The organism is Pseudomonas sp. ANT_H12B (genome assembly GCF_008369325.1).
Lineage (GTDB): Bacteria > Pseudomonadota > Gammaproteobacteria > Pseudomonadales > Pseudomonadaceae > Aquipseudomonas.
Genome location: NZ_VOBI01000001.1, coordinates 123546 through 138186 on the forward strand (window position 1 = coordinate 123546; position 14641 = coordinate 138186).

Annotated in this window: 12 protein-coding genes and 4 pseudogenes; 10 read left to right on the plus strand and 6 right to left on the minus strand. The window is 59.2% G+C overall.

The window, feature by feature from the left end; translation table 11 throughout:
• Positions 1–4: 4 nt before the first annotated feature.
• The 3 pseudogenes from FQ185_RS30395 to FQ185_RS00550 all read left to right on the plus strand — a co-directional run.
• Positions 5–124, plus strand: a pseudogene (locus FQ185_RS30395) (transporter); the annotation flags it as partial.
• 19 nt (positions 125–143) lie between these two features.
• A pseudogene (locus FQ185_RS00545) lies at positions 144–281 on the plus strand (DUF58 domain-containing protein); the annotation flags it as partial.
• A gap of 127 nt (positions 282–408) precedes the next feature.
• Positions 409–741: pseudogene (locus tag FQ185_RS00550) on the plus strand (DUF4381 domain-containing protein); the annotation flags it as partial.
• Here FQ185_RS00550 and FQ185_RS00555 read toward each other — a convergent pair.
• On the minus strand, positions 741–1412 hold the full coding sequence (locus FQ185_RS00555; RefSeq protein WP_149415737.1) for a DUF3313 domain-containing protein: 672 nt from the start codon (positions 1410–1412) through the stop codon (positions 741–743). The pseudogene FQ185_RS00550 and the gene FQ185_RS00555 overlap by 1 nt on opposite strands.
• A 172-nt stretch (positions 1413–1584) precedes the next feature.
• On the opposite strand from FQ185_RS00555, the pseudogene FQ185_RS00560 reads away from it, so the two are divergent.
• Positions 1585–2072: pseudogene (locus FQ185_RS00560) on the plus strand (multiheme c-type cytochrome); the annotation flags it as partial.
• A gap of 14 nt (positions 2073–2086) precedes the next feature.
• Complete coding sequence (locus FQ185_RS00565) at positions 2087–2263, plus strand: cbb3-type cytochrome c oxidase subunit 3 (protein ID WP_149415738.1); 177 nt, start codon at positions 2087–2089, stop codon at positions 2261–2263.
• 109 nt (positions 2264–2372) lie between these two features.
• Here FQ185_RS00565 and FQ185_RS00570 read toward each other — a convergent pair whose 3' ends face one another.
• A complete protein-coding gene (locus FQ185_RS00570) occupies positions 2373–2867 on the minus strand; it encodes a hypothetical protein (RefSeq protein WP_149415739.1) in 495 nt (164 codons plus the stop codon).
• A gap of 224 nt (positions 2868–3091) precedes the next feature.
• On the opposite strand from FQ185_RS00570, the gene FQ185_RS00575 reads away from it, so the two are divergent.
• The gene (locus FQ185_RS00575; RefSeq protein WP_149415740.1) at positions 3092–3784 is read left to right on the plus strand and encodes an aspartate/glutamate racemase family protein; all 693 of its coding nucleotides are present in this window, start codon (positions 3092–3094) and stop codon (positions 3782–3784) included.
• Position 3785: 1 nt separating this feature from the next.
• Here the strand turns inward: FQ185_RS00575 and FQ185_RS00580 are convergent, their stop codons facing one another.
• From FQ185_RS00580 to FQ185_RS00590, 3 genes are all read right to left on the minus strand, one after another.
• Positions 3786–4307 carry a GNAT family N-acetyltransferase gene (locus FQ185_RS00580; protein ID WP_149415741.1) on the minus strand — a complete coding sequence of 174 codons (522 nt, stop codon included), beginning with the start codon at positions 4305–4307 and terminating at the stop codon, positions 3786–3788.
• 107 nt (positions 4308–4414) lie between these two features.
• Positions 4415–5395: a LysR family transcriptional regulator gene (locus FQ185_RS00585; protein ID WP_149415742.1), complete on the minus strand. Its 981-nt coding sequence runs from the start codon at positions 5393–5395 to the stop codon at positions 4415–4417.
• Between the two features lie 73 nt (positions 5396–5468).
• Positions 5469–5909, minus strand: coding sequence for a carboxymuconolactone decarboxylase family protein (locus FQ185_RS00590; protein WP_149415743.1), 441 nt, complete (start codon positions 5907–5909; stop codon positions 5469–5471).
• Positions 5910–6115: 206 nt separating this feature from the next.
• Between FQ185_RS00590 and FQ185_RS00595 the strand changes: the two genes are divergently transcribed.
• From FQ185_RS00595 to FQ185_RS00610, 4 genes are all read left to right on the plus strand, one after another.
• Positions 6116–7549: a PLP-dependent aminotransferase family protein gene (locus tag FQ185_RS00595; RefSeq protein WP_149415744.1), complete on the plus strand. Its 1434-nt coding sequence runs from the start codon at positions 6116–6118 to the stop codon at positions 7547–7549.
• A gap of 123 nt (positions 7550–7672) precedes the next feature.
• On the plus strand, positions 7673–7966 hold the full coding sequence (locus FQ185_RS00600) for a putative quinol monooxygenase (protein ID WP_149415745.1): 294 nt from the start codon (positions 7673–7675) through the stop codon (positions 7964–7966).
• Between the two features lie 190 nt (positions 7967–8156).
• Positions 8157–8576 carry a cupin domain-containing protein gene (locus FQ185_RS00605; RefSeq protein ID WP_149415746.1) on the plus strand — a complete coding sequence of 140 codons (420 nt, stop codon included), beginning with the start codon at positions 8157–8159 and terminating at the stop codon, positions 8574–8576.
• Between the two features lie 229 nt (positions 8577–8805).
• A complete protein-coding gene (locus FQ185_RS00610; protein ID WP_149415747.1) occupies positions 8806–9516 on the plus strand; it encodes an ATPase in 711 nt (236 codons plus the stop codon).
• Positions 9517–9597: 81 nt separating this feature from the next.
• Here FQ185_RS00610 and FQ185_RS00615 read toward each other — a convergent pair whose 3' ends face one another.
• The gene (locus FQ185_RS00615) at positions 9598–14499 is read right to left on the minus strand and encodes an NAD-glutamate dehydrogenase (protein WP_149415748.1); all 4902 of its coding nucleotides are present in this window, start codon (positions 14497–14499) and stop codon (positions 9598–9600) included.
• Positions 14500–14641: the final 142 nt, after the last annotated feature.

The following is a 14641-nucleotide window of genomic DNA, read 5'->3' on the forward strand; positions in this document are numbered from 1 at the left end:
AGTCATGGTCAGGCCTTTTGTTGTGCGTCCTTTACTGGCTTTGTGTGTGCTCGGCGGCAGCCCTTTGGTCCTCGCGACCGAGGGCGGCGTCGGCCGGCCGATCAGATGCTCGACCGTTTGCTCGACAAAGTGGCGATTCCCGCATGAATGCGCAGCGTCTGGCTTATGTCTCTCTGGCGCAGTTGATGGCGCGGGAGTTCAAGGCCCATGACCTGAGTTTCCTCGCCCGTCAGCCCCAGGGCAGCGTACTCGCCGGCGACCATGCTTCGCGTTTGCGTGGTGCGGTCGGCTCAAGGGTGTCGCCATGTTGCTGCGCCGCTGCCAGGTGCCGTTAATGATGTTCAGCACCGCCACCGATGCCCAGGAACAACTGCGGGCCGAATTGGGCAAACCCGGTGGAGGGCGGCGATCAACGCGGGCGTGCCGAGCATCGAGCAACTCAAGGAGATCGGATTGCCTGCGTTGATCAGCTATGCGCCGCAGACGTGGCGTTGGTGGGTGTTGCTCGGTTTGCTGGTGGTTACTGCGTTGCTGATCGGTGCCCGGCGTTACTGGCAATGGCGGCGGGATCGTTATCGGCGTGACGCGTTGGTGCGGCTGGCGCAGTTGCAAAGCCGAAGTGATGACTTGAGCGCGTTGCGCGAATTGCCCGCGCGGCTTAAACGCGTGACCCGCTCCATGCCGACCACAATCCTTGTGGGAGCGGGCTTGCCCGCGATGAGGCCATCAGCCCCAACGCATCACTTGGACTTGAGCTTCAGATACGACTGATGCAGATCCGAAGCCCACCCATCGATCACGCCTTTGACGTCATCGGCCTTCATCACCTGCGACTCGTTTTCCAGCGGTTTGCCGGTGCCCTTGCGCACGACCTGCGCCAGGACATGGTTGTTGCTGCCATCAAGAAACACCGCTTCAGTGGCCAGGTCAGTTTCCTGATCGCGGATGCCGCTGGCGGTGCTGACTGCCGCTGCCACCAGGGCGATCGGGATCACTTCATAAGGTTTCAGGCCTTCGGTCTTGCTGCTCACGGCGGTGATCGCAGCACGCACCACGATCACACCAGGGCCGGGGCCTGCGGCCAACGGCAAGGATTTGCCCACTTCACGCTTGAGCGCCTGATCGTAGTAACTGGTGATTCCATTCAGGGTGACCTGAGGGATTTTCACCGTCGGTTGAGGCTTGGGATAGAGCTGCGTCGGTTCGATATAGACACTGGTGTATTTGTTGATGTCGAGTTTGGGGTCCACCCAGCGCATCACCGTGGCGCCGGATGGCGACTTGGCTTCCTTGAGCTGGCTGTAATCCTTGAGAAACCCCGAATACTGATCCGGGTCGACGACTTTGCTGGAGCAGCCAACCACTCCGATCGAGGCAACGCACAGAGTGCTCATCATTAACGCTAACTTCATGCTGTAACTCCTGTAAGGCGATCGACAACGGTGCGAGAAAGGGTGTTACAGGTATAGCCAATCCAGAGCATTTTGTTTTCAAAAATCACAATATTCATCTATGGCTGCGCAGAGGATCACCACCGTCATTTGACCGACGCCGGTCATCCGGCAAAGCTGCATCGAGCTTGTTGGCATCGCGCCTTTGCAACAATATTTGATCGAGGTCGGCGTAGGTCGGCTGCAGCCCTGGGCGTGGCCTGGGATACCGAGAAGCATCGCTGGTTTCACCTCTGTTCAGGCCAGGGCGTGAACGTCAAAGACCCGTTGCACTGGAGCAAACCCAGCCAGAACGCCAACTTCATGTGCGTCGAGTGCAACACCACCGGGTACAAGCGCAATTTCGATGCCGCAAAAAACACCTTCGAGAGCCACTGGAACAGTCTCGGTGTCGGCTGCCAGGCCTGTCACGGGCCGGCCTCCAATCACCTGGAATGGACAGCGAAAAAAGGTGACCTGATCCATGCCGGTTTTGCCGTCGACCTCAAGGACAACAACGCCACTGTCGAAATCGAAACCTGTGCTCGCTGTCACTCGCGCCGCGCGCCCTTGGGCGACGGCTTTACCGTCGGCAAGCGCCTGATGGATGACTACTTGCCGAGTACGCTGACCCGCGAGTTGTAGTCGGGCTTTGGCTGGCGGTGGAATACTGCCTGAAGCACCAGACAGCTGAAAGTCTGGAAGAGGCGAGCCTGATACCGTTTACCGATGACCCGGAGGTGGCGCGGCGGGTGGAACTGGCGACAGGCAAGGCTGTGAAGGCGGTTGCGCCTGAAGTCGCCAAGCCAGACTGGGGAGATCTGGAGGTTTGATCGTTCCCACGCTCTGCGTAGGATGCAGGCCGGGACGCTCTGCGTCCCAATGGAATGCGGAGCGTCCCTTGAGGCATTCCCACGCGGAGCGTGGGAATGCTCAGTAGGCTCAGCCGCGCTCGCGGGGAATCAGGCTCTGCAACTGCTGCGCCAAAAAGTTCGCATCGAAGGCAAAGGTATCCGGGTCTTTCAGGCCGTTGGTCTTGCGCCACTGCCAGCTGCTCGATGGCGGCAGGCACACCAGCGAAATGCTGCCGTAACGCGCGGCCGTCAACCCCATCACCGCCAACGAAATCTGACCGCCCACGCCCATCACATCCGGCACGAATTCCACCGGTTTGCCGGCGATCACAATGGTCAGTTTTTCAGTGTTGAAGGTCGATGTCTCGACCGGTACGCTCGGCCCCGATGCCACATACACCTCGCGGCTGACCTCCAGCAGATTCGGCGTCTTGACCGGTTCCAGCCACTGCTGGATCTGATCGAACAGCGCCCCAATGCGCGTCGCCCACACGGCCGATTGCGACTCAAACAATTGTTTCTTGTGCGCTTCGCTTTCTGCGTAGTGGCGAAGCATCTCACCCAGTTGCTGTACGTCGTCCATTGCGGTGTTCCTTTGGTTGAAGCAGTGCTGCGGACTTTGAGCATGGCAGATGCGCGTCGCCGGCGTACGACTAAAAGTGTGAGTGGTAATGGCTGGGCGTCAGTCGCGCAGAAAGCGCAACTCGTTTTGCCCGCGAGTAAAAGCCCAAAACCCAACGCACATTGCTCAAGCACCAGCAGGTCAGGCACTCTTGCGCAAACGGTTGCCATCAACAGGAGCACGTCATGCGCACCATCGGCCTTATCGGCGGCATGAGCTGGGAGTCCAGCGCCGAGTATTACCGCCTCATCAACCAACAGGTGCGTGAACGCCTCGGGCCGTTGCGTTCGGCGAAATTGCTGATGTACAGCGTCGACTTCGGGCCTGTCGAACAGGCTCAACATGCCGGGCGCTGGGACGATGCGGCGTTGATCCTGGTGGATGCGGCGCAACGGCTGGAGGCCGGCGGCGCCGAATGCGTGGTGCTGTGTACCAACACCATGCACAAGGTCGCCGGGCAGATTCAGGCCGCGATCAGTATTCCGTTCCTGCACATCGCCGACCCGGCCGGTCAGGCGGCGGTCGAGGCCGGTGCGCTCAAAGTCGGCTTGCTGGGCACCGCGTTTACCATGGAGCAGGACTTCCTGAAGGATCGCCTCACCGCGCAAGGGTTGACCGTGCTGGTGCCGGAGGCCGATGAACGTCAGGCCGTGCATCGGATCATCTATGACGAATTGTGCGTGGGGGTCATCAGCGAAGCGTCGCGCAGGATTTATCAGCAGGTCATCGAATCGCTGACCCGGCGTGGCGCCCAGGCAATCATCCTCGGCTGTACGGAAATCGGCATGCTGATCAAACCCGAGCACAGCGCCCTGCCCCTGCTCGACACCACCGAACTGCATGCGCAGGCGGCGGTGGCGTTTGCGCTGAAAGACTGACTCAGCCAGCCTTGGGCGTGCGACGCAGGCGCGCCATGCTCAAGGCATCCACCAGCCCGCCATCACGCACTGCGTAGTCGCGAAACACGCCTTCGGTTTCGAAGCCAAACTTGCGGTACAAGGCGATGGCAGCTTCATTGTCGGTGTAGACCGAAAGCTCGACCCGCTGCAGGTTCATCCAGTTGTCGGCGATATCCAGCGCCGCCGCGAGCAATTTCGAGCCGACGCCCTTACCCTGCCAGGCCACCGCGACACCCATGCCGAGGTTACCGGCATGGCTGCGACGGATCCGGGAAAACTGCTCAAGGCCAAGGTTGCCGATGACCGTTCCCTGATACAACGCCACCAGCTGAACCACCCGTTCGTTGTCCGATGCCAGGCGTTTGCGCCAGACTTCGGTGGACTGAAACGGCATTTGCAGCACCTGACGGGTGATGGTCGGGTCGTTATAGAGCGCGGTAATGCCGTCGAGGTGGGATTCGTTGAAGCGTTCGAGGGTAATGACAGGGTCGGTGATAGTCATGAGTGATTCATCCTTGAGACAGACATGGCCGCTCACTCTACAACGCATTCTTCCGGCATGGCGAGAGCCAATGTGGGAGCGAGCCTGCTCCCACATTTGAGGGTGGGTCAGCCTTCGAACCATTCCCCGCGCTCATTGAAAGTGTTGTGAATCAGTTCGACGATCATTTGCACCTGCTCGTGCCCCTCGGCCCCGGCATTGACCGCCATCCACACCTGACGCTGCATCGGCTGGCTGAACAGCCCCGGCAATGCGATCAACCCCCGGTCGAAGCTACTCATGTAGCCCGGCAGCAGGCCAATGCAGGCGCTGCACCGGATCATTTCCAGCATCAGTTCATAGGCGTGCAACTGCACCACACCAGCCAGACGTTGGTCAACGAGGGTATTCCACGGCCGGAAGCTGTCGACTTGGCGATCATGCTGCCATTGCACCAGCAGGAAATCGGCCAGATCATCGAGGCTGTCCGGGCGTGAGGCGACGCGTGAGTAACGCTTGGCGATGTGTGGCAGGTAGTCCAGCCGCGCCAGACGTTGCGGTTCGCTGACGGCGAAACTCGGGCCTGGCAGCGGCGAATCGGTACCCGCCAGCCACACCACCACATCGGCACTGATTGCTTGCAAGGACAATTCGCTGTCCAGGGTGATGATGTCCAGACGCACGCTGGCGTTGCGCCGCAGCAAGGCCACCAGATCGCGACCGAGAATGTCATGCAGGATCGATTCGGCAACCGCCAGGCGAACCAACGGCTGTTCGATCACCGGCAAATCGCGCTCGTGGGCCAGCGCAATCAATTGCGATTGCAGCTGCAATCCGTCACGACTGAGGGCAAAGCCATTATCTGAATGGCTGAACAGCGAGCACTGCAGCTGTGATTCAAGCTGCGCCAATTGTTTACGCAGCTGGGTAGCTTTGATGTTGAGACTGCGCGCAGCCTGCATGAAGCAGCCGCAACGGGCACTGACCCGGAACGATTGCGCCAGCACTGGATCGAGCCCCGCCGCCAGCGTGCGCCAGGATGAGGTTTTTTCTACCGGAGCGCGATACTCGGCAACACGCTGACGGCCGGTGGTTTCCATGAATGGCATCGATGACTCCCTGTCTTTCTGTCCCTGAACGTTTCATCCTGCGCACCGTTCATGAAACTGGTGTGACAACAGCTCAGCCACTCGGGGTTTGCCGAAAACTCACGGCCAGGCGATTCCAGCTATTGATGGTGGTCACGGCGATGGTCAGGTCGACCATCTCGCTTTCGTTGAACTGCTCCCGGGCTTGAGCGTAAACGTCGTCCGGCACATGGCTTTCGGAGAGCAAGGTCACCGCTTCGGTCCAGGCCAGCGCCGCGCGTTCTCGAGGGTTGAAGAAGCCGCTGTCGCGCCAGACCACAATCGAATACAGGCGGCGGTCGGTCTCGCCGCGCCGACGGGCATCCACCGAATGCATGTCGGTACAGAAGGCGCAGCCATTGAGCTGCGAGGCGCGAATTTTGATCAGGTGCAGCAGGGCCGATTCGATACTGAGGTTGCTGGTCAAGGCCTCCATGGCAATCATGGCTTTCATCGCTTTGGGCGACGCGTTGTAGTAATCCAGACGGACATTCATGGAAAAGTCTCGCAAGCGAATGGGTACGCCTCAAATGTAGGCGTTGATGCACAGGCGTTACAGATCCAATTCTGCGAAATTACCGCGCACCACCCGCGAGCAGACCAATCGCCGGTTTATCGCCCACGCAACTTCTGCACAGCGGCTCATGCGGGTAATCTGGCGCGACGCACACGCGCCCCAACCGCCCCAGGAGCCTCGCCAGTATGGAACTTCACGTCGTCATCAACGGCCGCAAGGACCTGGCAGGCCAGTTGTACAACCAATTGCGCAGCGCTATTGAATCCGGTCGCCTGGCAGCCGGGACGCAGCTGCCACCCAGTCGGTTACTGGCAGAACAGCTGGGCATCTCCCGCAAGACCATTTCCGACACTTACGCGCAGCTGACGTACGAGAACTTCCTCACCGGGGTGGTCGGCAAAGGCACCTACGTCAACGCCCGGGCAGCGAAAATCACCCGTCAACAAAGCCATTCAGAGCTGGCGAGCTTCGAAGTCATCGAATCCTGGCGCAATCTGCCGCAGTTTCTGCGTCACCCAACCCTTGAAGGCTCTTTGCGCTACGACTTCATCGGCGGCGCTACCAGCAAGGGTCAATTTCCGCAGGATGACTGGCGGCGTTGCACCTCGCATGCCTTACGCCAGATCGCCGGTTCCAAGGGTTTCTACAGCCTGCCTGAAGGTCTGCCGGCGCTGCGCAATGCGATCGCCCGGCACATCGCGTTTTCTCGCGGGGTCAATTGCCAGGATGAAGACGTGGTGGTCTGCAACGGCGCCCAACAGGCACTGGACTTGATATCCCGCGTGCTGACGCGTCCCGGCAACCTTGTGGCCATGGAAGACCCCGGTTACCCGCCGGCGCGCTTGTTGTTCGCAAGCCACGGGGCCACGGTGGTCGGCGTGCCGGTGGATGCCGAAGGCATTGAGGTGGATAAAATCCCCGATGGCACACGACTGATTTATGTCACGCCTTCGCACCAGTTCCCGCTGGGCATGCCCATGAGCCTGGAGCGTCGGATCGCGCTGCTCGCCAAGGCCTATGAGCTGGGCGCGATCATCATCGAAGACGATTACGACAGTGAGTTTCGCTACGAAGGCCGGCCCACCGACTCGCTGCAAAGCATGGACGAGCGCGGGATCGTCGCCTATGTCGGGACCTTCTCGAAAACCCTGCTGCCGGAGCTGCGGCTGGGTTATGCGATCCTGCCGCCGGCGATTCTCGAAGCGGTGATCCGTGCCAAGCAGCTCACTGACCTGCACACCTCCACCCTGCCCCAATGGGCGTTGGCCAAATTCATCGCCGAAGGCTGTCTGCTCAAGCACATTCGGCGCTGCCATACGATCTATGCCGGGCGTCGTGAACGGATCCTCACGCGCATCGCCGGCGACCTTTCACCGTGGCTTGAGGCGGTGCCAAGCACGGCCGGGTTCCACATGGTGGTTATGTGCAAAGTGCCTATCGATATTCCATTAGTGATCGAGCTTGCAAAAAAGGTCGAAGTCGGCCTCTACGCCATCGATACCTTTTTCTACCAGCACGCCCCGCGGGCCGGGCTTTTCCTGGGGTTTGGCGCGATTGAAACCCTGGACATCGACACCGCCCTGGACCGCTTGCGGGACATTTTGCAGCAGGTTGCGTGACGGATTGGTCTGCGGTTTTATCCGGCGATTGGCTATTGGTGGTCCAAAGGGGCAGGCCTATCCTGCATAAGCGTTATCCCTCAATGAGTAGGATTCGTCCGGCCTGATTCAGGAGTGTGAGTAATGTCCAACGAAGTGATCAATACCGTAAAGGTGCAAGCCGCCGCCGGCTGCTCGGATGAACTGGGTAAGCAACTGCAGAAGATTGTCGATACCCTGCGCGAACTACCGGGCTGTGGTTCCTATATGGTCGACCGCTGCCCCGAGGACGACAATCGCTGGACTGTCAGCGCCCGCTGGCAATCGGAAGCGGCCATGCAAATGCATTTCAACTGCCCCGAAGTACAAGGCTTTATCGGCCTGATCGACAGCCGTCTGGCGAACTCCGTCGACTTCAACAGCTTCCCTATCGTCTAACCAGTCAGATCGCAGTCTTCGGCCACTCCTACAGGGCAATGGGTACGCCTGCAGGAGTGGCTGGAGGCTGCGATCTTCTGTGTGTGATGCCCTGATTGGCCCCCTCGCCTTCCCGAAAATTGGCTGTTTGATTGCCCCGGTTTGCGGACTACTGTGATCCCTGACGACTAACCAACGCAGGTGATGATCCATGAAAATACTCCGTTTTTTTACCGCCCCTCTCGCCGTCCTGGCCGTGACCCTTTCAGCCCCGGCATTCGCCCACGAAACCGCAGGTTCGTCGGAAAAAGTCACGGTGTTGCAGGACCAGATGCTGAAAAACGTCCCCGGCAAAAAAGCTTTGATGATCGAAGTCGATTACAAGCCCGGCCAAGAGTCGATAGCCCACATGCACCAGGGCACGGCCATGGCCTACGTCCTTTCGGGAGAGATCACTTCTCAGGTGAAGGGTGAAAAAGCGGTCACCTACAAGACCGGCGAGTACTGGTACGAGGCTGCCGGGTCGGAGCATTTGGTTTCGAAAAATGCCAGCGCTACCAAACCCGCCAAGCTGCTGGTGTTCATGGTGTTGTCCCCGGACGAGAAAGTGTTGATCCCCTTGCAAAACTGATGACTGAACGAGCAGCCATAAATAAAAAGGCCCAAATGACAAATTCCGGCCTTTTTAGGTCTCGACGTCATTAACCGCAAATGTTTAAACCAAACAAAACTATTGGCCACCTGACAAGTGCAGTTATTGGCTATTTCATTGCGTCGAGACAGGTTTAGTCTGGAATCACCGCCGGACACTTCTGGCAACTTATACTTTCAGACTGAAGCTGTTGCACTGGAGAAATACCATGAAACTTGCGCTAGTCAGCACATTGACAATGACTGTTCTTTTAACAGGCTGTTCAATTCCCACCGCGCCAAAAGCGGTGTCTTCACTGGACGGTATCTTCACTGAACCGGTTGGCCGCAGCAGTGCTACCAGCGTCGCCAACGGCGGGAGTGTTTCGCTGGGCATCGTCTACAGTCGAAACACTCAGACCAACCGTGCGTACCTGCAGGACTACCAGGCCAATGCCGGGACCGGTTTCGGCCAGAGCCTGCTGGTGCAATCGATTCACGACGCCTACGTAGCCACCTCCAAACCCGACCTTGCGGTGGACTGGGTCAAAGCGTCCTTGCAACGTCAATTTGGCTCGGTGACGGTGTACCCGGACATGCAAAGTCTCCGGGGCGCGAAACCGGACGTGGTCGCCATTGTCGATACGCGCAGTCAATTGATGACGTCGCGCAGTTCGGATATCAAGGCCGATGTCAGTGCGGCTTTCTATGATTCGAACTTCAATTACATTGGCACTGCGCAAGGTCATGACGCCAAAGTACTCAGCCCGTTATGGGCGGACTATAAACGCAGCGAAGAGATAGTTGCAGACATTAACGAACAACAGAATGTTCAAGTTAGGGCGCTGCAAAAGTTTGACCTGTCGCTCAGTAATTTATTGACCAGGCCGACAGATAAAGTATCGATGATCAATAATAAAACAGGCAAAAAGTTGTATTGAGGCCCGACCAGACAGCACAAACCTTCAGACAAAAAAAAGCCCCGCCTCTTTCAAGGCGGGGCTTTTTCATTCAGCGGCTAATCAGGCAGCCGGCTCCAGCTCAGCGCTGACAGCAGCAGTGACAGGCACTACCGCTTGACCGCTCAGCGCCAGGTCCAGCAACTCACGGTTGGCTACCGCATACATGGCGTAATCAGTGCCGCTGGCGGCACGGATTTCTACCAGCATGGCGCGCCAGCGTTCGATCATGCCGTTGTGCTCTTCCATCCACAGCGCCAGGCGTGTTTCCACGTCCTGGGTACCGTCGCCCTGTTGCAGGACCGAGATGGTGATCGCACGTTGCTGCCAGTCGACGTCATCGCGGAACGCTTCACGGGCCAGGGCCTGCCAGTTGTTTTCAACCGGCAGAGCGCTGATCTGTTGCAGGTACCAGGTGATGTCCAGCGCGCTGCCCACGGCGAAGTAGGCCTTGGCCACGTCCGCTGCGTTCTGGCCGGTCACGTCGGAGGCTTCGATGATCGGCAGCAAGGTGTACAGGTGAGTGGTGCCTGCAACCATGCGCGCCAGCAACTCAGGAACGCCAGCCGCGACGTACGCCTGGTAACGGGTCTGCCAGCCTTCGCGGGTCGGGCCTTCCAGCAGTTCGTCGAGCTTGAGGCCCAGCGCCGCCAGATGCGGACCAAAGTGCGCGACGTCACGGGCAGCATTTTGCTCATTGCGACGGCTGCGCAGGAACCAGCGCGTAGCGCGACGGCCCAGACGCATCAGCTCGTCCATCAGCTCCAGTTGTACGTCGGCCGACACCTGGTAGTCCAGGGCTTCGATCTGACGGAACCAGTGCGGGAGATGGAAGATGTCACGCACGATCACGTAGGCGCCGGCCACGTTCGCCGGGCTCATGCCGGTGGACTCTTTGAGTCGTTGAACGAAGGTGATGCCCATGTGGTTGACCAGATCGTTGGCGATCTGGGTGCTGACGATTTCGCGCTTCAGACGGTGACGGCGCATGGCGTCGGAGAACTTGCTCACCAGTGTTGGCGGGAAAGCGGTTTCCATGTCGCGCGTCAAGTAATCGTCGTCCGGCACCTGAGAGTTGAGCAGCGCTTCCTTGAGGTCGATCTTGCTGTAGGAGATCAGCACCGACAGTTCCGCACGAGTCAGGCCATGGCCTTCCGCGAGACGCTCGTTGATCGCCTCTTCACCCGGCAAGAACTCGATGGCGCGATCCAGCTTGCCGCGACCTTCCAGATCGTTCATCAGACGCTTGTACTCGGCAATCCGCACGAAGGCACGGCGTGCCGCCAGGGACAAGGCCTGAGTCTGCTTGTAGTTGTTGCCCAGAACCAGGTTTCCGACTTCGTCGGTCATGCTCGCCAACAACTGGTTACGTTGCTTGTCGGTCATGTCACCGGCATGAACCACTTCGTTCAGCAGGATCTTGATGTTCACTTCGTGGTCGGAGCAGTCCACGCCACCGGCGTTGTCGATGAAGTCGGTGTTGGAACCGCCGCCATTGAGACCGAATTCGACACGACCCAGCTGGGTCATACCGAGGTTACCGCCCTCGCCCACGACTTTGCAGCGCAGTTCATTGCCGTTCACGCGCAGCGCATCGTTGGCCTTGTCGCCGACATCGGCGTGGCTTTCGGTGCTGGCTTTGACGTACGTACCGATACCGCCGTTCCACAACAGGTCTACCGGGGCCTTGAGCAAGGCATTCAGCAGTTCGGTCGGGGTCAGCTTGTCAGCCTGAATGTCGAAACGCTCTTTCATCTGCGGGGAAATCGCGATGCTTTTCGCACTACGGGAGAAGATCCCGCCGCCTTCGGACATGATGCTGGTGTCGTAATCCGACCAGGCCGAACGCGGCAAGTCGAACAGGCGCTGACGCTCGGCGTAGCTGTTGGCAGGCTCCGGATTCGGGTCGATGAAGATGTGCAAGTGGTTGAACGCTGCGACCAGTTGCAGTTTGTCGGACATCAACAAACCGTTACCGAACACGTCACCGGCCATGTCGCCGACGCCCACCACGGTGATGCTGTCTTCCTGGACATTGATGCCGCGTTCGCGGAAGTGACGTTGTACGCCAACCCACGCGCCCTTGGCGGTGATGCCCATTTTCTTGTGGTCGTAACCAGCCGAGCCGCCGGATGCAAACGCGTCGCCGAGCCAGAAGCCGTAGTCGATGGCGATACCGTTGGCAATGTCGGAGAAGGTTGCAGTGCCCTTGTCCGCCGCCACGACCAGGTACGGGTCATCGTCGTCATGACGCACGACGTTGGTTGGCGGCACCAGTGCGCCGTCTTTCAGGTTGTCGGTGATGTCCAGCAGGCCCGAAATGAAGATGCGGTAGCAGGCGATGCCCTCGGCCGCGATCTCGTCCCGACCGCCGCCCAATGGCAACCGACGCGGCAGGAAACCGCCCTTGGCGCCCACTGGCACGATGACCGAGTTCTTCACTTGCTGGGCTTTTACCAGGCCCAGGACTTCGGTGCGGTAGTCTTCTTCACGGTCGGACCAGCGCAGGCCGCCCCGTGCGACGTTGCCGAAGCGCAGGTGCACGCCTTCGACACGCGGCGAGTAGACGAAGATTTCGAACTTCGGCACCGGCTTCGGCAGCTCTGGAATCTGGTGCGGGTTGAACTTGAAGCTGAAGTAGGACTTGTTCTGACCGTGGGAATCGGTCTGGTAGAAGTTGGTCCGCAGGGTGGCCTTGATCAGGTCCAGGTAGCGACGCAGGATCCGGTCTTCGTTCAACACCTGGACGTCGTCCAGTGCGCTCAGAATCGCGTGTTCCAGGCGTTGCTGCTTGTCTTCCAGATCGTCAGTACCGAGCTTGCGGGCAAGGTAGAAACGGGTTTTGAACAACCGGGTCAACTCGCGAGCGATGTCGGTGTGGTTGTTCAGGGTGCTGGCGATGTAACCCAGGTCGAAGCCCAGGCGAATCTGCTTCATGTAACGGGCGTAGGCACGCAGCAACGCCACATCGCGCCATGGCAGGCCGGCGGTCAGCACCAGACGGTTGAAGGCATCGTTCTCGGCATCGCCACGCACGATATGGACGAAAGCGTCCTGCAAGGTGTCGTTGAGTTGCTGGATGTCGAGTTCCAGGCCTTCGGCGGCGGTGAATGCGAAGTCATGGATCCAGAATTCGCGGCCATTGTTGTGACGCAGGCGATACGGGAACTCACCCAGCACACGCAGGCCAAGGTTCTCCAGGATCGGCAACACGTCGGACAGCGCCAACGGGGTGTCGGCGTGATACAGCTTGCAGTGCAGCATGCGCTGGCCGGAGACCTGGGCCAGTGGCTGATAGAAGCTCATCACCAGTGGATTTTTTTCGCTCAGGCTCAACAGGTGCTGCATGTCGACCACAGCCGAGTGGGCTGCGAAACGCTCGCGGTAACCGGCCGGGAAGCCTTTCGGGAAGTCGGCCAGCACGTTGGTGCCGCTCGCCTCGCCAAAACTTTCAACCGTCAGGCTGGCGTAGTCGTCCTGCCAGCTGCGGCAGGCCTGTACCACTTCTTTTTCCAGCAGAACCGGGTCGATGTCCAGACGGTTTTTCGGATCAACGCGCAGGATCAGTTGCACACGAGCCAACACGGATTCGGAGAAGAAGGTCCAGAACTCGCAGTCCGACGCTTTCAGACGGTCCATCAGCACTTGCTGGATCTTCTGGCGCACCTCGGTGGAATAGATGTCACGCGGCACGTAGGCCAGGCAGTAGCAGAAACGGCCGTACGGGTCTTTGCGCAGGAATACGCGGATCTTGTTGCGTTCCTGGATCTGTACGATCGACATCACGGTGGTGAACAGCTCGTCCACCGGAGTCTGGAACAGATCGTCGCGCGGCAGCACTTCGACCACCTGCGCCAGTTCCTTGCCCAGGTGAGCCTTGGCCTGGAAGCCGGAGCGGCGTTCGATTTCTTCGACCTTGCGGCGGATGTACGGGATGACCCGCACGCTCTCGCCATACACCGACGAGGTGTACAGGCCCATGAACCGGTATTCCTTGAGGACGTTGCCCTCGGCGTCGATTTCACGGATCGACACGTAATCCGGGTAGGCCGGACGGTGTACACGGCTCGGGTGTGCAGCCTTGGCGAACGACAACAGCGTCGGTTCACGCAGGTAGTTCACGGCGTAATCTTCGATGCGCAGGTCATCGTAGGTCAGGCCGGTACGCAGCAGCTTGGTCAGGCCCAGGAAGGAATCCTGGTCATAGACGATATGGCCGCCGTCGGCTTCATCGCGCACCACGAATTCTTCGTAGCCCAGGAAAGTGAAGTGGTTGCCCACCAGCCATTCCAAAAAGCTTTTGATCTCGGCTTTTTCTTCGGAATCGACAGCGAACTGGCTGTTGTCCAGGCCAGTGAGAATTTCCTGGACCTTGGCTTTCATCGGTTCGAAATCGGCGACCGCAACGCGGACTTCACCGAGAACCTGCTCCAGCTCTTTGCTCAGTACATTCAGTTCAGCGGTGTTGGCGCAGCGGTCGATTTCCAGGTACATCAACGATTCTTGAAGGATGTCGTCGCCCTGGGTGCCTTTGGGCAGGACTTCCAGCAGCTCGCCCTTGCTGCCGCGACGCACGCTCAGCACAGTGGTTTGCAGGGTATGAATGCTGTAACCGCGACGGTTCAGCTCGGTACGCACCGAATCCACCAGAAATGGCAGGTCGTGGTGCAGTACTTCGACCGCGGTGTGGGTCGATTGCCAGCCATGACGCTCGTAATCAGGGTTGTAGACGCGCACTTGCGGTTGCGCGTGATCGAAACGCTCAAGCAGGCGCCACGCAGAAAGGGTGCAGCCGGCGAGGTCGGACAACCGACGCTGGGTCAGTTCGTCCAGGGAAATAATGCCAAAGAATTGTTCAGCGAACAGCGCCACTTGTGGCAGTGCCTGTTCACTGATGTGCTGCGCCAGTGCCGCTTGCAGTTGGTGCTGGAAGTCGGCTTTGCTGGCTGCGGTGAAGAACGCCATCTGTGGTACTCCGCTTGGGCTTGTTATTGATGGAAGCGTCGCGTGCAACCCCCTTCCGGGGTAATCCGTCACCCTGTTCCTGATTCTCGGGCAGAGGAAACAGGATGACAGGTGGGTGAAGCTGGACGAGACACTCAGGTCA

What these genes read in the sequence shown, in the direction of transcription:
- FQ185_RS00555 (WP_149415737.1), bottom strand. Translation starts at nt 1,412, where the DNA reads ATGAAGTTAGCGTTAATGATGAGCACTCTGTGCGTTGCCTCGATCGGA.
- FQ185_RS00570 (WP_149415739.1), bottom strand. Translation starts at nt 2,867, where the DNA reads ATGGACGACGTACAGCAACTGGGTGAGATGCTTCGCCACTACGCAGAA.
- FQ185_RS00575 (WP_149415740.1), top strand. Translation starts at nt 3,092, where the DNA reads ATGCGCACCATCGGCCTTATCGGCGGCATGAGCTGGGAGTCCAGCGCC.
- FQ185_RS00580 (WP_149415741.1), bottom strand. Translation starts at nt 4,307, where the DNA reads ATGACTATCACCGACCCTGTCATTACCCTCGAACGCTTCAACGAATCC.
- FQ185_RS00585 (WP_149415742.1), bottom strand. Translation starts at nt 5,395, where the DNA reads ATGCCATTCATGGAAACCACCGGCCGTCAGCGTGTTGCCGAGTATCGC.
- FQ185_RS00590 (WP_149415743.1), bottom strand. Translation starts at nt 5,909, where the DNA reads ATGAATGTCCGTCTGGATTACTACAACGCGTCGCCCAAAGCGATGAAA.
- FQ185_RS00595 (WP_149415744.1), top strand. Translation starts at nt 6,116, where the DNA reads ATGGAACTTCACGTCGTCATCAACGGCCGCAAGGACCTGGCAGGCCAG.
- FQ185_RS00600 (WP_149415745.1), top strand. Translation starts at nt 7,673, where the DNA reads ATGTCCAACGAAGTGATCAATACCGTAAAGGTGCAAGCCGCCGCCGGC.
- FQ185_RS00605 (WP_149415746.1), top strand. Translation starts at nt 8,157, where the DNA reads ATGAAAATACTCCGTTTTTTTACCGCCCCTCTCGCCGTCCTGGCCGTG.
- FQ185_RS00610 (WP_149415747.1), top strand. Translation starts at nt 8,806, where the DNA reads ATGAAACTTGCGCTAGTCAGCACATTGACAATGACTGTTCTTTTAACA.
- FQ185_RS00615 (WP_149415748.1), bottom strand. Translation starts at nt 14,499, where the DNA reads ATGGCGTTCTTCACCGCAGCCAGCAAAGCCGACTTCCAGCACCAACTG.